This window comes from Massilia pinisoli, assembly GCF_024753285.1.
Classification (GTDB): domain Bacteria; phylum Pseudomonadota; class Gammaproteobacteria; order Burkholderiales; family Burkholderiaceae_D; genus Telluria; species Telluria pinisoli.
On sequence record NZ_JANUGW010000013.1, the window covers coordinates 145,805 to 167,676 of the forward strand.

The 21,872-nt window shown below is 65.8% G+C and carries 24 protein-coding genes; 12 read left to right on the forward strand and 12 right to left on the reverse strand.

The genetic code is table 11. From position 1 onward, the window contains the following. Positions 1-68: 68 nt before the first annotated feature. Together NX784_RS18045 and NX784_RS18050 are read left to right on the forward strand one after the other, a co-directional pair. Entirely contained in the window at positions 69-386 is a 318-nt protein-coding gene (locus NX784_RS18045) for an NIPSNAP family protein (protein ID WP_258818076.1), read from the forward strand. Beyond that, the gene (locus NX784_RS18050; protein WP_258818077.1) at positions 383-727 is read left to right on the forward strand and encodes an antibiotic biosynthesis monooxygenase family protein; all 345 of its coding nucleotides are present in this window, start codon (positions 383-385) and stop codon (positions 725-727) included. Before NX784_RS18045 ends, NX784_RS18050 begins: the two co-directional genes overlap by 4 nt. 4 nt (positions 728-731) lie before the next feature. On the opposite strand, the gene NX784_RS18055 is transcribed toward NX784_RS18050, so the two are convergent. The 4 genes from NX784_RS18055 to NX784_RS18070 form a co-directional block, all read right to left on the reverse strand. After that, on the reverse strand, positions 732-1,178 hold the full coding sequence (locus tag NX784_RS18055) for an SRPBCC family protein (protein ID WP_258818078.1): 447 nt from the start codon (positions 1,176-1,178) through the stop codon (positions 732-734). Positions 1,179-1,274: 96 nt separating this feature from the next. Then, complete coding sequence (locus tag NX784_RS18060) at positions 1,275-2,456, reverse strand: vWA domain-containing protein (RefSeq protein ID WP_258818079.1); 1,182 nt, start codon at positions 2,454-2,456, stop codon at positions 1,275-1,277. 10 nt (positions 2,457-2,466) lie between these two features. Beyond that, positions 2,467-3,054: a GNAT family N-acetyltransferase gene (locus tag NX784_RS18065; RefSeq protein ID WP_258818080.1), complete on the reverse strand. Its 588-nt coding sequence runs from the start codon at positions 3,052-3,054 to the stop codon at positions 2,467-2,469. Then, positions 3,051-3,905 (reverse strand): AAA family ATPase, encoded by an 855-nt coding sequence (locus NX784_RS18070; protein ID WP_258818081.1) that lies wholly within the window; start codon positions 3,903-3,905, stop codon positions 3,051-3,053. The genes NX784_RS18065 and NX784_RS18070 overlap by 4 nt, the downstream gene beginning before the upstream one ends. 235 nt (positions 3,906-4,140) lie before the next feature. Between NX784_RS18070 and NX784_RS18075 the strand changes: the two genes are divergently transcribed. Both NX784_RS18075 and NX784_RS18080 read left to right on the forward strand, forming a co-directional pair. Next, positions 4,141-4,479: a c-type cytochrome gene (locus NX784_RS18075; protein WP_258818082.1), complete on the forward strand. Its 339-nt coding sequence runs from the start codon at positions 4,141-4,143 to the stop codon at positions 4,477-4,479. 10 nt (positions 4,480-4,489) lie between these two features. Further along, a complete protein-coding gene (locus tag NX784_RS18080; protein ID WP_258818083.1) occupies positions 4,490-4,846 on the forward strand; it encodes a c-type cytochrome in 357 nt (118 codons plus the stop codon). Positions 4,847-4,920: 74 nt separating this feature from the next. On the opposite strand, the gene NX784_RS18085 is transcribed toward NX784_RS18080, so the two are convergent. The 5 genes from NX784_RS18085 to NX784_RS18105 all read right to left on the reverse strand — a co-directional run bounded on the left by NX784_RS18085 (position 4,921) and on the right by NX784_RS18105 (position 10,957). After that, complete coding sequence (locus NX784_RS18085; RefSeq protein WP_258818084.1) at positions 4,921-5,346, reverse strand: DUF1841 family protein; 426 nt, start codon at positions 5,344-5,346, stop codon at positions 4,921-4,923. Positions 5,347-5,442: 96 nt separating this feature from the next. Next, positions 5,443-6,948 (reverse strand): retroviral-like aspartic protease family protein, encoded by a 1,506-nt coding sequence (locus tag NX784_RS18090; RefSeq protein WP_258818085.1) that lies wholly within the window; start codon positions 6,946-6,948, stop codon positions 5,443-5,445. Positions 6,949-6,980: 32 nt separating this feature from the next. Continuing rightward, complete coding sequence (locus tag NX784_RS18095; RefSeq protein WP_258818086.1) at positions 6,981-8,486, reverse strand: retroviral-like aspartic protease family protein; 1,506 nt, start codon at positions 8,484-8,486, stop codon at positions 6,981-6,983. A gap of 55 nt (positions 8,487-8,541) precedes the next feature. Then, positions 8,542-10,113 carry an aspartyl protease family protein gene (locus tag NX784_RS18100; protein WP_258818087.1) on the reverse strand — a complete coding sequence of 524 codons (1,572 nt, stop codon included), beginning with the start codon at positions 10,111-10,113 and terminating at the stop codon, positions 8,542-8,544. Positions 10,114-10,249: 136 nt separating this feature from the next. Beyond that, positions 10,250-10,957 carry an RNA pyrophosphohydrolase gene (locus NX784_RS18105; RefSeq protein ID WP_258818088.1) on the reverse strand — a complete coding sequence of 236 codons (708 nt, stop codon included), beginning with the start codon at positions 10,955-10,957 and terminating at the stop codon, positions 10,250-10,252. A gap of 234 nt (positions 10,958-11,191) precedes the next feature. Between NX784_RS18105 and NX784_RS18110 the strand changes: the two genes are divergently transcribed. Further along, positions 11,192-12,925, forward strand: a complete 1,734-nt coding sequence (locus NX784_RS18110) for a proline--tRNA ligase (protein WP_258818089.1) — start codon at positions 11,192-11,194, stop codon at positions 12,923-12,925. Then, positions 12,925-13,575: a lytic transglycosylase domain-containing protein gene (locus tag NX784_RS18115; protein ID WP_258818090.1), complete on the forward strand. Its 651-nt coding sequence runs from the start codon at positions 12,925-12,927 to the stop codon at positions 13,573-13,575. The genes NX784_RS18110 and NX784_RS18115 overlap by 1 nt, the downstream gene beginning before the upstream one ends. Positions 13,576-13,783: 208 nt before the next feature. On the opposite strand, the gene NX784_RS18120 is transcribed toward NX784_RS18115, so the two are convergent. Then, entirely contained in the window at positions 13,784-14,677 is an 894-nt protein-coding gene (locus tag NX784_RS18120; RefSeq protein WP_258818091.1) for a LysR family transcriptional regulator, read from the reverse strand. A gap of 86 nt (positions 14,678-14,763) precedes the next feature. Between NX784_RS18120 and NX784_RS18125 the strand changes: the two genes are divergently transcribed. Continuing rightward, positions 14,764-15,528, forward strand: coding sequence for a sulfite exporter TauE/SafE family protein (locus tag NX784_RS18125; protein WP_258818092.1), 765 nt, complete (start codon positions 14,764-14,766; stop codon positions 15,526-15,528). A 210-nt stretch (positions 15,529-15,738) separates the two neighbouring features. On the opposite strand, the gene NX784_RS18130 is transcribed toward NX784_RS18125, so the two are convergent. Together NX784_RS18130 and ffh are read right to left on the reverse strand one after the other, a co-directional pair. After that, complete coding sequence (locus NX784_RS18130) at positions 15,739-16,143, reverse strand: SWIB/MDM2 domain-containing protein (RefSeq protein WP_160409423.1); 405 nt, start codon at positions 16,141-16,143, stop codon at positions 15,739-15,741. Between the two features lie 233 nt (positions 16,144-16,376). Further along, entirely contained in the window at positions 16,377-17,744 is a 1,368-nt protein-coding gene (ffh, locus tag NX784_RS18135) for a signal recognition particle protein (protein ID WP_258818093.1), read from the reverse strand. Between the two features lie 261 nt (positions 17,745-18,005). Here ffh and NX784_RS18140 point away from each other — a divergent pair, with 261 nt between their 5' ends. From NX784_RS18140 to NX784_RS18160, 5 genes are all read left to right on the forward strand, one after another. Continuing rightward, on the forward strand, positions 18,006-18,980 hold the full coding sequence (locus tag NX784_RS18140) for an ABC transporter substrate-binding protein (protein WP_258818094.1): 975 nt from the start codon (positions 18,006-18,008) through the stop codon (positions 18,978-18,980). Positions 18,981-19,111: 131 nt separating this feature from the next. Continuing rightward, the gene (locus tag NX784_RS18145) at positions 19,112-19,945 is read left to right on the forward strand and encodes an ABC transporter permease (RefSeq protein WP_258818095.1); all 834 of its coding nucleotides are present in this window, start codon (positions 19,112-19,114) and stop codon (positions 19,943-19,945) included. 1 nt (position 19,946) lies between these two features. Beyond that, entirely contained in the window at positions 19,947-20,741 is a 795-nt protein-coding gene (locus NX784_RS18150; protein ID WP_258818096.1) for an ABC transporter ATP-binding protein, read from the forward strand. Positions 20,742-20,791: 50 nt separating this feature from the next. Then, positions 20,792-21,595, forward strand: coding sequence for a cytochrome C assembly family protein (locus NX784_RS18155; protein ID WP_258818097.1), 804 nt, complete (start codon positions 20,792-20,794; stop codon positions 21,593-21,595). Next, positions 21,592-21,864 (forward strand): PP0621 family protein, encoded by a 273-nt coding sequence (locus NX784_RS18160; RefSeq protein ID WP_258818098.1) that lies wholly within the window; start codon positions 21,592-21,594, stop codon positions 21,862-21,864. Before NX784_RS18155 ends, NX784_RS18160 begins: the two co-directional genes overlap by 4 nt. The last annotated feature ends 8 nt before the right edge of the window (positions 21,865-21,872 follow it).

The window sequence follows — 21,872 nt, forward strand, 5'->3', positions numbered from 1 at the left end:
GATCTTAGCCGAAGCATCGGGCCAGGGCCAGCGACTACGATGAGGCTTCGAACCTACGAGGAGCCATCATGCCCATCACCTGCTTCATCCGCTACGAGATCGACCCCGTCCAGCGCGACGCCTTCCGCCAGTACGCCGAGAACTGGGGCCGCATCATTCCCCGTCTCGGCGGCCGCCTGCTCGGCTACTTCCTGCCGCACGAGGGCACGAATTACGAGGCGTGGGGCCTCGTCGGCTTCGACAGCCTGGCCGCGTACGAAGCGTACCGGCTGCGCCTGAAGGAAGACGGCGAGGCGCGCGCCAACTTCGCCTTCGCGCGCGAACAACGCTTCATCCTGCGCGAGGAGCGCACGTTCACCGAACCGGTGGAAGGCACGTTGCCATGATCGTCGTGATCTTCGAAGTCGAGCCGGATCCCGCGCGGCGCCAGGACTACCTGGATGCGGCCGCCGCGCTGCGTGCCGAGCTGGAAGCGATCGACGGCTTTCTTTCCATCGAGCGTTTTGCGTCGCTCGCGCAGCCGGAGAAGATCCTGTCGCTGTCGTTCTGGCGCGACGAGGACGCCGTCAAGCGCTGGCGCACATTACCGTCGCACCGCGCGATGCAGACGGCCGGCCGCGCGGGCATCTTCCGCGGCTACCGGCTGCGCGTGGCCGCGGTCGTGCGAGACTACGGCATGCACGACCGCGCCGAAGCCCCGCTAGACGCGCGGGCCGTGCACGGTTGAGGCTTTATTCCTTGATCTCGGGCTCGACGAGTTGCGCGAGGAGCTGCAGCGATTCCTGCCAGCCGAGGTAGCACATCTCGACGGGGATCGCGGCGGGAATGCCTTCCTGCTTGATTTTCACTTCGACGCCGCAGAACACGTCGCGCAGCTGCACGGTCGTCTGCATGCGGCCGGGCAGGTTCGGGTCGTCGAATTCGGCCGTGTAGACGAGGCGCGCGCCCGGCTCCAGTGCCAGGTATTCGCCGCCGAACGAGTGGCCGCCACCCGTCGTGAAATTCGTGAACGACATCTGGTAGCGCCCGCCGACGCGGCTGTCCTGCTCGTGCACGGTGCAGGTGAAGCCGTGCGGCGGCAGCCATTTGGCGACGGCGGCGGGCGTGAGGAAGGCGCGGTAGACGCGGTCGGCGGTGGATTTCAGAACGCGGTGCAGCTCGACGGTATTCGTGGACATGATGGTTTCCTTGGCGTGAAGGCAGAGGACGTCCCTCTGATGCTACGACGATCGGGCGACTGGCGGATCGACACGCGGTGCGACTTATTTGCTGGGTTATTTGCTCAATAACCGCATCGCCCGTTCCAGCCCGTCGATCGTCACGGGAAACATGCGATTGCCCATGATCTGCCGGATGACCGCGATCGACTGCCGGTACTGCCACAAATGCTCGGGCTCCGGGTTCAGCCACGCGAACTTGGGGAACGAATGGCAGAACCGCGCCAGCCATTCGGCGCCCGGCTCGTCGTTCGCGTATTCGACGGAGCCGCCCGGCGCGAGGATCTCGTACGGGCTCATGGTGGCGTCGCCGACGAAGATCAGGCGCGTGTCGGGCGGGTACGTGCGCAGCACGTCCCACGTGGGGAAGCGCTCCGCGTGGCGGCGGCGGTTGTTCTTCCACAGGTGGTCGTAGACGCAGTTGTGGAAATAGTAGAACTCCATGTGCTTGAACTCGGCCTTCGCCGCCGAGAACAGCTCCTCGGTGCGCTCGATGTGGTCGTCCATCGTGCCGCCCACGTCCAGCAGCATCAGCACCTTGATGCGGTTGCGCCGCTCCGGCTGCATCCGGATGTCGAGCCAGCCGGCGTTGTTGGCGGTAGAGCGGATCGTCTCGTCCAGCGCCAGCTCGTCGGGCGCGCCCTGGCGCGCGAAACGGCGCAGGCGGCGCAGCGCGACCTTGATGTTGCGGATGCCCAGTTCGCGCTCGCCGTCGTAGTCGCGGTAGGTGCGCTGGTCCCACACTTTCACGGCGGACCGGTTCCCCCCTCGCATTTTCTCTTCCTTGCCGATGCGGATGCCTTGAGGGTTAGTGCCGCCATTGCCGAACGGGGACGTGCCGCCCGTGCCGATCCACTTGTTGCCGCCTTCGTGGCGCTCCTTCTGTTCCTTCAGCAGTTCTTGCAGGCGTTCCATCAGCTTGTCGTAGCCGAGCTTCTGCAACTGCGCCTTCTGCTCAGGTGTCAGCTCGCGTTCGAGGCGTTTCAACAGCCAGTCCAGGGGGATGTCGGCCTTGGCATCGAACACGGTCTCGATGCCCTTGAAGAACGCGCCGAACGCGCGATCGAACTTGTCGAAATGGGCTTCGTCCTTCACCAACGTGAGGCGCGCGAGATAGTAGAACTCGTCGAGCGACGGCGCGATCACCTGCTGTTGCAGCGCTTCCAGTAGCGTGAGGAATTCCTTGATCGAGACGGGGACCTTCGCGTCGCGCAGGGTGAAGAAGAAGTCGATCAGCATGCGCGCCTCGTTACTCGGCGTGGCGCGCCAGGCGGTAATGCAGGTGCGACTTGATCTCGTGCCACTCGCCGCGCACGATGCTGTACATGACCGTGTCGCGCACGGTCCCGTCGCGGCGCGGCGCGTGGTGGCGGATCACGCCATCCTTCTTCGCGCCCAGGCGCTCGATGGCGGCCTGCGACGCGTAGTTGAAATTATCGGTGCGCAGGCCGACGACGGCGCAGCCCAAGGTGTCGAACGCGTGCGACAGCAGCAGGAGCTTGCAGCTCGTATTGACGTGGCTTTTCTGGCGGCTCTTCGCGTACCACGTGTAGCCGATCTCCACGCGGTCGATCGCGGGCATGATGTCGTGGTAGCTCGTCGTGCCAACCACGGTGTCGCTGGAGGCGTCGACGACGGCGAAGGCGACGCGGTTCGTCATCTCCAGCGCGGTGCGCACATAGGTTTCCGTCTCGTGCGGCGCGGGTACGGACGTGATCCGCAGGTTCCACAGCTCGCCGTCCCCGGCCGCCGCGCGCAGGCCGTCCACGTGGTGCAGGCCCAGCGGCTCCAGGCGCACGCCGTTGAATTCGAGGGTGACGGGATCGACGTGGATCATCGGTTGTGCCTCGCCATCGCCACGAGGCGCTCGAACAGGCTCACGTCCTGCTCGTTCTTCAGCAGCGCTCCGGCCAGCGGCGGCACGATCGCCTTGCCGTCCTGGCTGCGCAGGATCTCGGGCGGAATGTCCTCGGCGAGCAGCAACTTGAGCCAGTCGAGGAATTCCGACGTCGACGGCTTCTTCTTCAGGCCCGGCACGTCGCGCAGTTCATAGAAGCTTTGCAGCGCGGCCGACAGCAGGTCGGCCTTCAAGGTCGGGAAGTGGACCTTCACGATGTCGGCCATCGTGTCGCGGTCGGGGAATTTGATGTAGTGGAAGAAGCAGCGGCGCAGGAAGGCGTCCGGCAGGTCCTTCTCGTTGTTCGACGTGATGATGACGAGCGGGCGGTGCTTCGCGACGACCATCTCGCGCGTCTCGTACACGTAGAACTCCATGCGATCGAGTTCGCGCAGCAGGTCGTTCGGGAATTCGATGTCGGCCTTGTCGATCTCGTCGATCAGGAGGACGACCGGCTCGGGCGCCGTGAACGCCTGCCACAGCACGCCCTTGACGATGTAGTTGTGGATGTCGCGCACGCGCTCGTCGCCCAGCTGCGAATCGCGCAGGCGCGAGACGGCGTCGTATTCGTACAGGCCTTGCTGGGCCTTCGTCGTCGACTTGATGTGCCACTGCAGCAGCGGCATGTTCAGCGCGGCCGCCACTTCCTCGGCGAGCATTGTCTTGCCGGTGCCGGGTTCGCCCTTGATGAGCAGCGGGCGGGCGAGGGTGAGGGCGGCGTTGACCGCCAGTTTCAGGTCATCGGTGGCGATATAGTTATCGCTGCCTTCGAAGCGTCGGAGTGCGTGCATGGGCCTGAGAGCGTGATAGGGAAATGCCAACGAGTATATGCCAGAATGGCGCGGCGGGCGGGCCGTCCATGCTGCGGTGCCCAATGGACTCGACCATATTCTTCGGATAGAATCGGCCGGCTCGTAATATAAATGCCAAGTGTTTTGCAGTCGCAGTACCGGGGGTCTCGAAAACCTGCTGCCGCCGCACGGGTCGCAAGGCGCCCTATCGATTCAACCCAACGATAGGTCATCCATGAAAATTTCAACAGCTTTACTCGTGCTTGCCGCCGGCGCCTCGATGGCCGGCACGGCTGGCGCGGCCGACATCGTCGGCAATCCGAAAGCAGCACCCAACAAGATCGAGATGTGTATCGGCTGCCACGGCATCCCCGAATACAAGGGCAGCTTCCCGGAAGTCTATCGCGTACCGAAGATCGGCGGACAGTCGGCCAAGTACATCGAAGCCGCGCTGCAGGCGTACAAGAAGGGCGACCGCAACCACCCGTCCATGCACGGCATCGCGGCCAGTCTGTCCGACCAGGACATCGCCGACATCGCCGCGTACTACTCGCAACAGTCCCCGTCCAAGTAAGGAGCGCGCCATGAACAAACTGATCGTCGCGCTGACCCTGGGCGCCGCAACCCTCGCCTTGTCCGGCCAGGCCCTCGCATCGGGCGACGCCGCCAACGGCGCCGCACTGGCGAAAAAATACAACTGCGCGTCGTGCCACGGCGCCGACTTCAAGACCCCGATCGACCCGAGCTATCCCAAGCTGGCCGGCCAGCACGGCGACTATCTCGTGCACGCGCTGACTGCGTACAAGCGCGGCAACAAGGCCGCCAACGGTCGCAACAACGCGATCATGGCCGGCATGGCCCAGCCGCTGTCCGACCGCGACATGGCCGACATCGCCGCCTACCTGGAAAGCCTGCCGGGACCGCTCGTCACGAAGCGTTGAACGGACATCGCCCATGAAAAATCCCTCGCGCCGGCATACCCGGGGCGAGGGATTTTTTTCGTAGGGCGTCCCGCTCAGCGCACGCGCCTGCGCACGCACGCGACGTACGCATCCGTGTCCGGCTGCGTGCCGTGGCGCTGCGCCGACCAGATCATCTCGCCCAGGCATTCCATCATCTCGTGGTGCGCCTCGTGCTCGCCGACTCGCGCGGCCAGCGCTTCGAACGCGGCGCGGATGCCGCGCGGCTGGTCGATCGACACCTGTTCCGTGATCGACAGATGCATCGACAGGTGCAGGAACGGATTCGGCTGGCCGCCCTCGACGCCGTAGTCGCGTGCCACGGCTTCTTCCGCGTCCGCCAGCGCGTCGTGGTATTCGGGATGCTGCTCGATCCAGTCGGCCGCGATGGCGTCCATCGGGGTCAGGATCTCGCCGGCGCGGCGCTTGCGGTAGGCCTCGCAGAAAAAGCGGCGGACGTCGTGGGAGGAGGGGGTGAACATGGCGGGACCGTCGGAAAAACAGGGGGAAGGCCGCCATTGTAGCGCGCCGGCGCTTGCCGCGCCGTGCATCGCCGCGGGCAGGCGGGGCGCGCCGGTTCAGGGCGCAGCGGCGCGGCAGTTCGCCTGTACTGCCGCCTGCAGCGTGGCAGCTTCGGCCTTGTCGCCGCGCGCCTCGTACCATTCCGCCATGTACGACTGCGCCATGCACGTCCGGTCGTGCGCGCGTTTCTCGTCCTTGCGCGCTTCTTCCAGCAGGCGCGCCGCGCCGATCCTGCCGAGGTAGAACTCGGCGATGGGCACGGGCCAGCCGTCTTCTCTCTGGCGCTTGCGCGCGGCCGCTAGTTCCGTCTGCGCCAGCGCCGCTTCGCCGTGGCGCACGCGCGCGAGGTACAGCCACAGGGGGCCGATGCGGTCGGCGGGCAACTGGTCGAGCGCGCCGCGCAGTTGCGCGATCGCCGTGTCCAGATGCCCGTCCAGCATCTGCTGGCGGCCGAGCAGCATGCCGGCGTTCGGCTGGCCGCCGGCCGCCGCCTTGTCCAGCCAGGCGCGCGCCTGCTCAAGGTCGGCCGTCACACCGTCGCCGTCCTCGTACATCATGGCGAGCGCGTACTGGGCATCCGGGTTGCCGTGGTCGGCTTCCGCACGCATCCAGGGTTCCAGCCCCGTGCCGCGCGTGAACACGTCGCCGCCGAGGTACGCGATATACAGCTTTTCCTGGCTCATCGCGAACAGCACACGGTGGGCGCGCAGGAAGTCCTGGCCCAGCAGCAGGTCGAAGTCGTTCGCGCCCTGCGGGTCGATGACACCGATCTCCACGTTCTGGATCGTCTCGTCGCCGAACTGCACTTTCCTGACGGGGGCGATCCAGTGCGGCGCGCGGGTCGTGCCGATGCCGCCGACGTCGCCCAGGCGGACAGCACCCGGGCCGTTGACGTCGATGCCGGCCCGCTTCGCCGCCTTCAGCGTCATGACGCTGCGGTGCGCACCGGAGTCGATCACGGCGTCCATCTCCTTGCCGTTGACGACGACGGTGAAATGCGGATTCGGACTCGGATCGTCGCTGCGGTCGAACGGCAGCATGATCGTCGGTTCCTGCCACAGCAGCAGCGCGGTCTTGCTGCAGTCGTGCGCGCGGAAGAACGTCATCCGCTTGTTGCGCAGGTCGAATTCCAGGTCCATCTGCAGCAGGAACGGGGCGCCGAGGATGGCGTCGAACGCCGGGGTGAACGAGGTGCTGCCGATCACGGTCAGTTCCGTGCGGTCGTTGTTGTGCGCCGGGCCGAGCGAGAATTCCTTCACGCGCGTCCTGTACAGCAGCGCACCGCCGCCGATCCCCTCGACCCACACCCCGGTGAGGAACAGCGGCAGGTCGCGCCGCGTGGCGCCGTTCATCGTCAGCGACGTCTGCGAGGAGCCGGTGTCGACGAGCATGACGGAAGGCAGGCCGTTGATGCTGCCGGCGACGGCGGGCACGAGGCTTTCGCCCACGTAGCGGAGGGGCAGGCTGCCCACGTCCGTATAAGTGCATTCCGATGCGACGCCCGCGGCGTGCGCGAGGCCGGACATCAGGCAGAACAGCAGCGGGGCGAGACGGTGGATCATGGTCGTGGTCGGGTACGTTGGATCATCGTGTGTCAGGGAGCGGTCGCGCAGCTCTTGTTCCAGGCCGCCTTGAATGGCTCGGCCGCTGCGGCGTTGCCCTGTGCGAGGTGCAGGCCGGTCATCTCGTCGAGGGCATCGCAGCCGCGTTCGCGGGCGAAGTCCGCGTCCGCCGCTGCCAGCGCCTGCAGCCGCGTGCCATCGATGTGCCCGAGGAAGTACTCGGCGATGGGCGCCGGCCAGGCCGCTTTGTCGAAGCGGGCGAAGCGCGCCGCCAGCTCCTCGGCGCCGAGTGCCTGCTGGCCGCTGCCGACCCGCGCCCGGTACAGCGCCAATGCCTCGAAGCGGCCATCGTCGGTCTTGGCGAGGACTGCCTGCAGGCGCGATGCGGCGTCGGCATAGCGTTCGGCCTTCAGCTTGCGGTAGCCGTCGGTCAGATTGGCTTCCACGTGGCCGAGCGCGGCGGCCTTGTCGAGCCAGACCTGGGCCTGGACCTCGTCCCGTGCCACGCCTTTGCCGTGCAGGTAGTGCCGCGCGAGCCGCATCTGGGCGTCGGGGTTGCCGTTCTCCGCTTCCTTGCGCATCCACGGTTCGATGGTGGCGCGCGGCATGAAGACGTCACCGCCCAGGTAGCTCAGGTAGATGTTCTGCTGGCTGATCGCGAACAGCACGCGATGGGCGCGCAGGAAGTCGGCCCCGAGGATGACATCGACGTCGGAGCGGCCGCGGTCGTCGATGACCTGGATGTCGGCGTCGAGGATGGTTTCGCCACCGATCTTGATCGACTGCGTGTGCGTGATCCAGGTCGGGACGCGCCGCGTACCGCCGCCCGTCGTGTAAGACAGCTCCTTGGGATCGGGCTTGGAGGTCGCGAGCCCGAACTTCCTGGCGGCGTATGCGGTGATGGTGCTTGCCGTCGTCCCCGTATCGATGATGGCGCTCATCAGGTTGCCATTGATCTCGATGGAGAACACCGGCCAGGGCGCACCCTGACGCCGATACGGGATCTTGACTGCGTTGCGGTCCCAGTACGCGAGAAACGCGTCATCGCAACCCGACGCCTGGAAAAACCTGAGTTCCTTGTCGGCCAGGGCCACTTCCAGGTCCGTCTGCATCAGGAAGGGTACGCCGGCGATGGCATCGTAGGGGGGCTTTTCGCCCATATCTTCCACCACCCGCGCCCAGCCTTTTGCCGGCCGGGTCCCTCCGATCGAGAACTCGTCGAGATAGGCTTCGTGCATGTCGGACCTGCCGCCGACGCCGATCGCGTATTCGAATGCTTCCCTCCGCTTCAGCTGGAACGCTTCCGCACCGGGCGCGGTCAGGAGGATGGCATAGGCGCCCGTATCGGCGAGCATTGTGGCAGGTTTGCCGTTGATCCGGCCATCGACTGTGATCTCGAGACCAGCGCCGCGATAATGGATCGGCAGCTTTGCCAGCTGCACGTACTGGCAGCTGCCGGCCGCGTATGCCGGTGCGCCGTGAAGGAGGGCGGCGCACAGGGCGGCGCCGCACCGGGTCAGGAATTTTGTGTTGAGCATGCTGGATCGACTATGAAAAACGTTGAACGTTGAGATGCCTGCGCAAGCGCAGCGCTCACGGCGCCGCACCGCCGGTCGGCAGCGGCTCGGTCGCCGGCTTCGGGGCCGCCGGGGCCGAAGCCGGCGGCGCGCAAGTCGCACGCAAGGTGGCCTTCAGCGCGATGGCTTCCGCCGTTTCGCCGCGCGCGTCGTGCAGTTCCGCCATATAGGCATCGACCATGCACGTGCGCGCGTGCGCGAGCTTCGGGTCCTTGCCCGCTTCTTCCAGCAGCTGCGCCGCGTTGGCCTTGCCGAGGTAGAAGTCGGCGATCGGGGCCGGCCAGTCGTCGTTCTTTTGCCGCTTCAGCGCCGCTTCCAGTTCCGTCTTCGCGAGGTCTGCCTCGCCGTGGCGCACGCGCGCGACGTACAGCCATAAAGGGCCCAGCCGGTCGGCCGGCAGCTGGTCGAGCGCACTCCTGAGTTGCGGGATCGCCGTGTCCAGGTGCCCGGCCAGCATCTGCTGGCGCGCGACGAGCAAGGTCGCATTCGGCTGGCCGCCGGCCGCCGCCTTGTCCAGCCAGGTCTTTGCCGCGGCCGGGTCGCGTGCCACGCCCCGGCCGTTGACGTACATCGTGGCCAGCGCGTACTGGGCGTCCGCGTTGCCTTCGTCGGCCTCCTGGCGCATCCACGGTTCCAGTCCGGTGCCGCGCGTGAACACGTCGCCGCCCAGGTAGGCGACGTACAGTTTTTCCTGGCTCATCGCGAACAGCACGCGGTGCGCGCGCAGGAAGTCCTGGCCCAGGTACACGTCGGCGCCGTGCGAGCCCTGCGAGTCGATCACGCCCAGCTCGACGTTGGCGATCGTTTCGTCGCCGAGGGTGATGCTCTTGACAGGGACGATCCAGTACGGCGCGCTGTCGGAACCGACGCCGCCTGCGTTGCCGATGCGGACGGCGCCCGGCCCCTTGACGTCGATGCCGGCGCGCTTCGCCGCATCCAGCATCATGAAGCTGCGGTGCGCACCCGAGTCGATCACGGCGTCCAGCTCCCTGCCGTTGACGACGACCGTGAAGTGCGGGTTCGGACTCTGGTCGCTGCTGCGTTCGAACGGCAGCACGACGGTGTCTTCCTTCCACAGCAGCAGCGCCGTCTTGTCGCAGTCGCGCGGACGGTAGAACTTCATGCGACGGGCGCGCAGGTCGAGTTCGAGGTCCATCTGCAGCAGGAACGGCGCGCCGAGGATGGCGTCGAAGGACGGGGTGAACGTCGTGCTGCCGATGACGGCCAGCTCCGTGCGGTGGCCGCTGTGGATCGGACCGATGGAAAAATCCTTCAGCCTGGCCGTGTAGAGACGCGACCTGCCGCCGATCCCCTGCACCCACCGTCCCGTCATGAACAGGCCCAGGTCGCGCCGCGTCGCACCATTCCTCGTCAGCGACGTGTCGAACGCGCCCGTGTCGACGAGCATGACGGCCGGGGTGTCGTTGATGGTTCCCTCGACGGCGGGCATCAGGCTTTCGCCCACGTAGCGGATCGGCAGGCCGCCCACGTCGACATAGGTGCACCGCTTGACGTCGTCCTCGGCGCGGGCGATGCCCGACAGGCACAGCAGCATGGCGGTGGCGCGGACGACGGGGGAATGGAGCATGGCGCGAAAAATTATCATACCGATAATTCTACAGCGCAACTTTTCAAAAAAGACATTCCAAAAAAGCAAAAAGGCAAAGACAACCGCTCGCACGGCTGCTTCGCCTTTATTTTGTTGCTTCTGCGCTACTCGCGCATCATTCCTTGCGCGTGGCCCCTTGCTGCGCCAACACCGCCTTGGAACTGCCCGCCGCGTCGGCGATGGCCTTGCTGGCCGCCGCCACTGCCTTGCTGCTGGCATTGGCGTTGGCGTTCGCGCTATTGGCCGCGGCCTTGCTGCCGCCATTGCCATTGCCGCCATTGCCGCCACTGCCGCGCCGCTCGTGCGGCTGGCGCAGGTAGCGCGAGCTGTGGCGGCGGTCGCCGTTCGCGGGCCACGTGATGAAACGCGACAGTTCCTGCAGGGCGCGCTGGTACACGTCGCGCTTGAACTCGATGACGACGTCCAGCGGGACCCAATAGTCGTGCCAGCGCCACGCGTCGAACTCGGGGTGGTCGGTCAGGCGCAGGTTGACGTCGTTGTCGCGCGCGACCATGCGCAACAGGAACCAGATCTGCTTCTGCCCGCGATAGTGACCACGCACTTCGCGCTTGATGAAGTGATCGGGCACCTCGTAGCGCAGCCAGTCGCGGGTGCGACCCACGATCTTGACGTGCTCCTGGCGCAGGCCGATTTCTTCCTCGAGTTCGCGGTACATCGCCTGTTCCGGCGTCTCGCCGTATTTGATACCCCCTTGCGGAAATTGCCAAGAATGCTCACGCACCCGCTTGCCCCACCACACTTCGTTGTTGGCGTTCAGCAGGATGATGCCGACGTTGGGGCGGAACCCTTCACGATCGAGCATAATTCACCTCGAAACTTTCTGCCGGCCGATTCCTCTTAGTTTTTACTTACAAATCCCCGGAGACTTGCTGAACCCGCAAGGCTCCTCAGGTGCTGTAGTCGTTTACCTGCATAGGAACAACAGTCTGCACCACTTGTTTTGGATCCATTTGTATAAAGATTGGATGCATCAGCCAGCTAATCCTTTAAAATTAGGTCGATTATAACCCTCTCTTTTTAAAAAGAATTCACCGATATGCGCGCCTCACGATTTTTTATTTCAACGCTCAAAGAAGCGCCCTCCGACGCCGAGATCGTCAGCCATAAACTGATGATGCGTGCCGGGATGATCAAGCGACTCGGCTCCGGCATCTATACGTACATGCCGCTGGGCCTGCGCGTCATCCGCAAGGTCGAGGGCATCATCCGCGAAGAGATGAACAATGCAGGCGCGATGGAACTGCTGATGCCGATGGTGCAACCGGCCGAGCTGTGGCAAGAGACGGGCCGCTGGGACAAGATGGGGCCGGAACTGCTGCGCCTCAAGGACCGCCACGGCCGCGACTTCGCGCTGCAGCCGACGTCGGAAGAGGTGATCACGGACGTCGTGCGCACGGAAGTGAAATCGTACCGCCAGCTGCCGTTGAACTTCTATCACATCCAGACGAAGTTCCGCGACGAGCGCCGTCCCCGCTTCGGCCTGATGCGCGGCCGCGAGTTCACGATGAAGGACGCGTACTCGTTCGACCGCGACGTCGAAGGCATGCAGAAGTCGTACGCGACGATGTTCGATGCCTACGTCCGCATCTTCAACCGCTTCGGCCTGAAGTTCCGCGCGGTGGCTGCCGACAACGGCGCCATCGGCGGCACGGGCTCGCATGAATTCCACGTGATCGCCAGCACCGGCGAGGACGCACTGGTCTACTGCCCGCAATCGGACTACGCCGCCAACATGGAGGCCGCCGAGGCGCTGCCGCTGATCGCCCAACGCGGCGCGGCCACGCAGACGCTGACCAAGGTGTCGACGCCGAACATGACGAAGTGCGAGCAGGTCGCCAAGCTGCTCGGCATCGACCTCGCGCAGACCGTCAAGTCGATCGCGCTGACGGTCGAGAACGACGTCGATGGCAAGCAGGTCAAGGAAAACTGGCTGCTGCTGCTGCGCGCCGACCATGAGCTGAACGAAGTCAAGGTCACCAAGGTGCCGGGCCTGAAGGACTTCCGCTTCGCCACCGAAGCCGAGATCCAGGAAGCCTACGGCACGGTGCCGGGCTACCTCGGCCCGATTAATACGAAGCAGCCCGTCAAGGTCGTGGCCGACCGCACGGTCGCCAACATGGCCGACTTCGTGTGCGGCGCCAACGAGGCCGGCTACCACCTGAGCGGTGCCAACTGGGGTCGCGACGTGGCCGAACCGCTCGTCGCCGACCTGCGCAACGTGGTCGAAGGCGACGCGTCGCCGGACGGCAAGGGCACCCTCGCCATCGAGCGCGGCATCGAAGTGGGCCACGTGTTCCAGCTCGGCACCGCGTACTCCGCCGCGATGAACTGCGTCTACCTGGACGAGAAAGGCCAGCCGGCCCCGATGCAGATGGGCTGCTACGGCATCGGCGTGACCCGCATCCTGGGCGCCGCCATCGAGCAGAATTTCGACGACAAGGGCATCGTCTGGCCGGACGCCATCGCGCCGTTCGAGCTGGTGCTGTGCCCGATGGGCTACGACCGCAGCGACCTGGTGAAGGCCGAAACGGATCGCCTGTACGCCGGCCTGCAGGCGGCTGGCGTGGACGTCATCGTCGACGACCGCGGCCTGCGTCCGGGTGCCATGTTCGCCGACTGGGAACTGGTGGGCGTGCCGCACCGCGTCGTCATCGGCGAGCGCGGCCTCAAGGAAGGCAACCTGGAATACCAGGGTCGCCGCGACACCGAGGCTACCGCGGTTCCCGCCGCGGACATGGTCGGCTTCATCAAAGGCAAACTAGGTAAGTAATGGCACGACGGTTGATTGCCCGGGCAGCAGCCCGGCTCGGTCCGGTCTTGCTCGCCGCTGCGTTGTTGAGCAGCGGCGCGGCGCAGGCCGGCAACCAGAAGGAAGAGCTGCTGGGCGACGCTGTGCGTCTGGCGCTCGAACACGCGATCCGCGACGGCCGTCCGCCGAAGCCGGTGTTCCGCGACGAGGTCGCACGCGTGCGTTATCAACAGTGGTTCGACGCGATGTCGGCGCGCCTCAAGCGCCGCCTGCCGGACGACCAGACACGCACGGAATTCCTCGAATCGGCGTGGTACGAGGCGACGCGCGCGGGCCTCGATCCGGGGCTCGTGCTCGGACTGATCCAGGTGGAGTCGGCGTATCGCAAGTACGCCGTGTCGATGGTCGGCGCGCGCGGCTACATGCAGGTGATGCCGTTCTGGACGAAGGTGATCGGCGATTCGAACCGGCGCGCGCTGTTCGACATGCAGACCAACCTGCGCTACGGCTGCTCGATCCTGCGCATGTACATCGACATGGAAGGCGGCAACCTGTACCTCGCGCTGGGCCGCTACAATGGCAGCCGCGGCAAGCCGGAGTATCCGAATGCGGTGCTGGCGGCGTGGAAGAATTGGGAGTTCAAGCAGGACGTCATGGTGTCGAGCCGATAACGGACGCGTTGCGGTAGGGTGGACGGCTTTGTCATTGAGTCCCCCGGACTCGATGACTCCACGCGTCCAAACCACGTTTGAATTGACGTACCGGCCTGCACGGGCCGGTTGAACGCGTGGACGGGGGACCCGTCCACCCTACCGGTCACGCACGCAGCCAGGTAGGGTGGGCGCGGCCGACGTAGGCACCCCGTGCCCACCATGCGCGTCACGCACGGAGTTCTTCAACTAATTGCTGCGCATGCCGCGGCAACCCATCGAAGCTGCGCATGCATAGCGTGAGCTGGCGCACCGCCCACGCGTCGGCCAGCGCCAGCACGGCGATGTCCATCGTGCGTGCGCAGCGCCGCGCTGCCGGCTCGGACACGATCCCGATCCCGACCCCGCTCTCCACCATCCGGCACACCGCGTCGAAGCTGCGCAGGCGCACGCGCGCGCGCAAGGTGCGGCCCGCGCGTTCGGCCTGCTGGCTCAGGTAGCGGAACAGCGCGCTGTCGCCCGTCAGCGCGATGTGGTCGAAGTCCACGAGGCGTGCGAACGCCACCGCCTGGCCGTCCTGCGTGACGAGCGTGCGCGCCAGCGCCGGCGGCGCGACGGCCACGAGGCGGTCGGTGCAGAACGGGAAGGTGTCCAAGCCAGCCAGGTCCACCGTGTCGGCCACGATGCCGAGGTCCGCACCGCCTTCGCGCACGGCGCGCGCGATGTCACTGGACAGGCGCTCTTCCAGGTCGACGTCGACGTCCGGATGACGCGCCATGAAGCCGGCCAGCGCCTCCGGCAAGTACTCGGACAGCGCCGCCGTATTGCACAGCAGCCGCACCTGGCCCTTCAGCCCCGCCGCGTGCTCGCCCAGTTCCGCGCGCAGGCGCGCGAGTTGCTGGAACACGAGGCGCGCGTGGCGCTGCAGCGCGAGGCCCGCGGCCGTCGGCTGCACGCCGCGCCGTCCGCGCACGAGCAGCGGCACGCCCAGCGCCGCTTCCATGTGCTGGATACGCTCGCTGCTGGACGCCAGCGCCAGGTGCGCTCGCGCCGCGCCGCCCGTGATGCTGCCCGCGTCCACGACGTGCAGGAACAGCTGCAGGTCCACCAGATCGAATCGCATCATCCCTCCGTGATTTCGGCTGGGCCGAAGGCTGGCTGCGGAAATTCCGCATTGGCGGGCGCCCCTGTCCGGGGCAGAATCGCCACATGGATACTATCCCGTTCGCGCACGGTCCGCATGACCTCGTGCTGATCTTCTCCGTGTTCGTGCTGGCAGGACTCGTCAAGGGTGTCGTCGGGCTCGGGCTGCCGACGGTGGCCGTGGGCCTGCTCGGCATCGTGATGGCGCCGCGCGAGGCCGCCGCGCTGCTCGTCGTGCCTTCGCTCGTGACGAACGTCTGGCAACTGCTGGCCGGACCCGCGTTCGGGCCTCTCGTGCGCCGTTTGTGGCCGATGCTGGTGGCGATCGTCGTCGGCACGGTCGGCGGCGGCTTGCTGCTGCCGGGCGCCGGCGGCGCCGACGCTGCCGCCGCGCTGGGCGGGGCGCTGCTGCTGTATGCGGCGGCCGGGCTGGCGTCGTTCGTGCTGCACGTGCCGGCCGGCGCGGAGCGCGGCGCGAGCCCGCTCGTGGGCCTCGTCACGGGGATCGTCACGGCGGCGACGGGCGTCTTCGTGATCCCGGCCGTGCCTTATCTGCAGGGCCTGCGCCTGGAACGCGATGCGCTCGTGCAGGCGCTGGGCCTGTGCTTCACGGTGTCGACGGTGGCGCTCGGCGCGTCGCTGCTGCTGGCGGGTGAGTATCCGGCGGGGGCGGCCGGGATGTCGCTGGCGGCGCCGGTGCCCGCGATGATCGGCATGCTGTGCGGCCAGTGGATACGGGGGCGCATCCGGCCGGCGACGTTCCGGCGCTGCTTTTTCATCGGGCTGCTGGGATTAGGACTGCACCTGATGCTCAGGCCGTTCTTTGCGTAGGGTGGACGGCTATGCCGTCCACGCGTCCAGCCGGCACATGGACACCGCACGTTAAATGAAGCGTGATTTGAACGCGTGGAGTCATTGAGTCCGGGGGACTCAATGACAAGCCGTCCACCCTACGTACCGGGGCATTTCACGCAAAACAAAAAGCCCCGGCTCGCCGGGGCTTTTCGTATCGGGGCCGGTGGGACGGCCAGCGAGGTGTTCTTATTTGAGGTGATCCGAGATCAGCTTCGTCATTTCGAACATCGACACCTGCGCCTTGCCACCGAAGACGGCTTTCAGCTTGTCGTCGGCGTTGATCATGCGACGGTTGGCCGCGTCTTGCAGGTTTTGTGCCTTGATGTAGTCCCAGACTTTCTTGGTCACTTCCGTACGCGGCAGCGGTTTCGCGCCGACGACGGCGGCCAGCGTTGCCGACGGGGTCATCTCTTTCATGAAAGCGGCGTTCGGCTTGCGGGCCGCTGCCGGCTTCTTTGCTGCTGCGGTTGCTTTCGGTGCTGCTGCTTTGGCAGGAGCTGCTGCCTTTTTCGCTGCGGGCTTCGCCGCCGCAGCAGGCTTGGCAGCGGCTTTCTTAGCGGGTGCTGCGGTGGTTTTTTTGGCTGTTGCCATCTTCGAGCCTCCTATACGGAACACATGGAAATTTGCGCGTGAGCGCACCCGGCTTATATTGGTAGGGTTTTAGTGTTCGTGCAAGTCTTTTTCGAAATTTTTTCACTCTTACAAGGGCTAAATCGACCGCTTGTGTTACCCGGGGCTCCCTGGAGCGGAAAAACGGGCGTCCCAAACGGAAAAAAGCCGTGCGGACGGTCGTCGCGCACGGCTTTCGCAGAAGGGGGCAGGGATCAGCGCATGCCCGGCATCATGCCCTTCATACCACGCATCATCTTCATCATGCCACCGCCCTTGAGCTTCTTCATCATCGTGTTCATCTGCTCGTACTGGGTCAGCATGCGGTTCACCTCCTGCACCTGCACGCCCGCGCCGGCCGCGATGCGGCGCTTGCGGTTGGCCTTGATCAGCTCCGGCTTGGCGCGTTCGGCCGGCGTCATCGAATCGATGATGCCGCACATCCGGCGCACCTGCTTCTCGGCTTGATCCATGTTGGCGCCGCTCGCGGCCTGCTGGAACTGGGCAGGCAGCTTATCGAGCAGGCCGGCCATGCCGCCCATCTTCTTCATCTGCGCGAGCTGGGCGCGGAAGTCGTTCATGTCGAACTTGCCGCCCGATTTGATCTTGTTGGCCATGTCGGCCGCGGCCTTCATGTCCACGCCCTTGCGCGCTTCCTCGACGAGGGCGAGGATGTCGCCCATGCCCAGCACGCGGTTGGCCATGCGGGCCGGATCGAAGGCTTCCAGGCCGTCCAGCTTTTCCGACACGCCGGCGAACTTGATCGGCTTGCCGGTCACGTGGCGCACGGACAGTGCCGCGCCGCCGCGCGAATCGCCATCGAGCTTGGTGAGGATCACGCCCGTCAGCGGCAGCGCGTCGTTGAACGCTTTCGCCGTGTTGATCGCGTCTTGACCGACCATGGCGTCGACGACGAACAGCGTCTCGATGGGGTTCACGGCCGCGTGCACGGCGGCGATCTCCTGCATCATCGCTTCGTCGATCGCGAGACGGCCCGCCGTGTCGATGATGACGACGTCGTGGTAGTGCTTCTTCGCCCAGTCGATCGCGTTCTTCGCGATATCGACCGGCTTGTCGCTGGCGGTGGACGGGAAGAAGTCGGCACCGACCTGCTTCGTCACCGATTCCAGCTGCGCGATCGCGGCGGGGCGGTACACGTCGGCGGAGACGGTCAGGACCTTTTTCTTCTTCTCTTCCTTCAGGTATTTCGCGAGCTTGCCGGTGGTGGTCGTCTTGCCGACGCCCTGCAGGCCGGCCATCAGGATCACGGCCGGCGGCTGCTGCGCGAACGACAGCTGCGATGCGTCCGGGCCGAGGTCGGCGCCCATCAGCGCGCCCAGTTCCTTCTGCACGACGCCGACGAGGGCCTGGCCCGGCGACAGCGAGCCGATGACCTCCTCGCCCAGCGCCTTTTCCTTCACTTTCGCGATGAATTCGCGCACGGCCGGCAGCGCCACGTCGGCCTCGAGGAGGGCCAGGCGTACTTCACGGAGCATCTCGGCGGTATTGGCCTCGGTCAGGCGGGCCTCGCCGCGCATCGTCTTGACGACCTTGGCAAGGCGTTGGGTCAGGTTATCCAGCATGTTCTACCTTTTGTACTGATATATATATGAGCGGGCAACGCGCAAACTCCAATTTTACCTTATGTGAGGGCGTGTTTTCCCCTTCGCAAGCCGTCCGGTCAAGCGTTTCGTTTGATTCTTGGTAAACGCTGCCGGGACGGTTTGACAATGCATTGCTTCCCGTTTATTTTCCAGAGGTCCACGGCGGCCACGTCCGTTCGCGGCCGCAGCAGCACACGCAGTCATTCCAATAATGATCGTACCCAATCGGAGAGAGAGGCAATGAAAGCAAACGTCTTCCGCAAGACCCTCGTCGCCGCCGCGCTGCTGGCCGCGGGCGGTGCCCAGGCCCAGGACGTCGTCCGGCTCGGCAATCTCAAGTTCGCACACTACGGTGCCGTCTCGTACATCAAGGAAATCGCGCCAAAGTGCGGCATCAAGGTCGAGGAGCGCGTGTTCGCGAAGGGCCTGGATGTGATGCAGGCCATCATCGCGGGCGAGCTCGACGTCGGTGCGACGGCGTCCGAGGCTGCCATCTCGGGTCGCGCCGGCGGTGCACCGATTTACGTCGTGGCCGGCTTCGCCAAGGGCGGCGTGCGCCTCGTTGCGCGCCCGGACGGCGGCATCAAGGGCGTGAAGGACCTCAAGGGCAAGAAGGTGGGCGTGACGCGCGGCGGCATCCAGGAGGTGCTGTTGATGGCCGAGCTGCAGAAAGCGGGCCTGACCGCCGACGCCGCGCCCGGCAAGGACGTGCAGATCATCTACCTCGCCTACGCCGACCTCAACCAGGCACTGCTGGGCAAGAACATCGACGCCATGATGCAGTCGGAGCCGCAGTCGTCGCAGGCGATCAACAAGGGCTTCGGCGTCGAAGTCATCAAGCCGTACGACACGCCGATCGGCGAACCGGTGCGCACGATGGTCATGACCGAGAAGTTCTACGGCACCAAGCACGCGGTGGCCGAGAAATTCATGCGCTGCTTCGTGATGGCGACCAACGCCTTCATCAAGGACCCTGCGCTGGCCGAGAAATACGTGCGCGAAACCGTGTTCAAGGGCCAGATCACGAAGGACGATTTCGACGACGCGATCAGCAATTCGCCGTACACCTACGACATCACGCCGGCGCACATCCAGACCACGACGGACATCATGGTCAAGACGGGCGTGGGCCGGATGGCCAAGCCGCCGGTGGCGACGCAGTGGGTCAAGACGGACCTGCTGGACGAGGCCAAGAAGAGCCTCAACATCAAATAACGGTAGGGTGGACGGGTTCCCCGTCCACGCGTTCAAATCACGTGTGCGTTGATGCGCGGTGTGCATGTGCCGGTTGAACGCGTGGACGGCAGAGCCGTCCACCCTACGTGGAATCTCGTGGGGGAATTGGAATGGTTAAACGCAGGTGGCAGGACATCGCAATCGGCATGGTGGTGCCGGTCGTCGCGATCGCGATCTGGCAGTGGGTGGCCGGCATGGGATGGGTCAACGAGAACATCCTGCCGTCGCCGCTGCAGGTCTGGCGCAAGTGGGTCGCGTACCTGCTGCCGCTGCAGGACTTCGCGACGTGGCGCGAGATCAACCACGGCGGCTGGCTCGCGTGGGCCGTGTCCGGCGAGTTGATCACGGATGCCATCGGCAGCTTGTACCGCGTGATCGTCGGCTTCCTCGTCGGCGCGGGTCTCGCGCTGCCGGTGGGCCTCGTCATGGGCGCGAGCCGCGTCGCGTACGGCTGGCTGAACCCGTTGTTCCAGCTGTTGCGGCCCATTCCACCCATCGCCTACATCCCGCTGTCGATCCTGTGGTTCGGCCTCGGCAATCCGCCCGCCATCTTCCTCATCGCGCTGGGCGCCTTCTTCCCCGTGCTGATGAATACGATCGCGGGCGTGCGCCAGGTCGACGGCATCTATTTGCGCGCGGCCCGCAACCTCGGTGCGAGCGGGCCGACGATGTTCCTGCGCGTGATCCTGCCGGCGGCCGTCCCGTACATCCTGACGGGCATGCGCATCGGCATCGGCACGGCGTTCATCGTCGTGATCGTGTCGGAGATGATCGCCGTGAACAACGGCCTCGGCTTCCGCATCCTCGAGGCGCGCGAGTACTTCTGGTCGGACAAGATCATCGCCGGCATGATCACGATCGGCCTGCTGGGCCTCGCCATCGACTCTGGCATGAATCTGCTGAACAACTATCTGCTGCGCTGGCACCGCGGCCTGGAGCATTGACATGGCCGCACACATCGTGATCGACAAGGTGAGTAAAGTGTTCGACGGCGACGGCCGTAAGATGGTCGCGCTGCAGGACATCACGCTCGAGATCCCGCGCGGCCAGTTCGTCTGCCTGCTGGGGCCTTCCGGCTGCGGCAAGTCCACGCTGCTGAACGCCGTCGCCGGCTTCGCGCCACCGACGTCGGGCACCGTGCTGGCCGACGGTGTGCCCGTCACCGGACCCGGACCGGAGCGGGGGATGGTGTTCCAGGAATACGCGCTGTTCCCATGGATGACGGTGGAGCAGAACGTCGGTTTCGGCCTGGAGATCAAGGGCATGGCGCGCGCGCACATCGCGGCCCGCGTGGCCGAGCTGCTGAAACTCCTGTCGCTGGAAGACTTCGCGAAGCGCTACCCGAAGGACCTGTCGGGCGGCATGCGCCAGCGCGTGGCGATCGCGCGCGTGCTGGCGCTCGACTCGCCGATCCTGCTGATGGACGAGCCGTTCGGCGCGCTCGACGCGCTCACGCGCCGCAACCTGCAGGACGAGCTGCTGCGCCTGTGGGCGGAACTGAAGAAGACGGTCATCTTCGTCACGCACAGCATCGAGGAAGCGATCTACCTGGCCGACCGCATCGTCGTCATGACGTACCGGCCGGGCACGATCAAGCGCGACATGCTCGTCGAGCTGCCGCGCCTGCGCGATCCGGCCGCGCCGGAATTCAATGCGCTCAAGCGCGAACTGGGGCTGATGGTGATGGAAGAGCAGCAGCGCCACCACGACGCCGAAATCAAGGCCGCGACCGTCGATTAACAAAAAGCCAAGCTGTTCCTGCCCATTCCGGATGGTGTAGACTCGCTCGTATGCAACTCACCCTATTCATCGCCGCGGCCATTCTGTACGCGGTATGCGCCCTGCTGCCGTCGCGGCGGGGCTCGGCCATTTCGGCCGTGACTGCCGTCGCCTGGGCCGTGCATGGCCTGGCGCTGTGGCCGGACATCGTGTCGAACGGCACGTTGCGCGTCGGCTTCGCGTTCATGCTGTCGGCCGCGCTGTGGATTTCCGTCGCCGCGTACTGGATCGAGAACCGCAACTTCGCGCTGGACGGCATGCGGCGCATGGTGATGCCGTGCGCGGCCGTCGCGGCGATCCTGCCGCCGCTGTTCCCCGGCAACCTGATGCCCGTGCAGGACCAGTCGCCCGCGTTCGGCTGGCACGTCGCGGTCGCGGTGTCGGCGTACAGCACGCTCACCATCGCCGCCTTCCACGCCGTGCTGATGGCGCTGCAGGAGGCGCGGCTGCACACGAAGAGCGCAAAGAAAGGCTGGTTCACCGGCGCGCTCGACCAGCTGCCGGCGCTGCTCACGATGGAGCGGCTGCTGTTCCGCATGATCGGCATCGGCTTCGTCCTGCTCAGCCTCACCGTCCTGTCGGGCGTCGTGTTCTCCGAACAGCTGTTCGGCCGCGCGCTGCGCTGGGACCACAAGAATTTCTTTGCGCTGCTGTCGTGGTTCCTGTTCGCCGCGCTGCTGGCCGGACGCCGCTGGCGCGGCTGGCGCGGCAAGACGGCGCTGCGCTTCACCCTGGCGGGATTCGCCACGTTGGCGCTGGCGTATGTCGGCAGCCGTTTCGTATTTGAAGTCGTTCTGCACCGGGGGTTCGTATGACGCGACTGCTTTTCTGGATTGCGCTCGTCATCCTCGTGGTGATGGCCGTGCGCAGCAAACTGCGCGCCGCGCTGGCGCGCGCGCAAGGCCCGGCCGCAGGGCCGGCGCCGGCCGGCGCCGATGCGACGGCGTGGAGCCGCGTCGAGGACAAGTCCGAGCCGATGCTGTGCTGCGCCCGTTGCGGCGTCTATTTCCCTTCGTCCGAAGCCGTGCGGGCCGACGGCCGCGATTACTGCAGCCCCGCGCACGCGCAACTGGAAGCCAGGTAAGCCGCCGC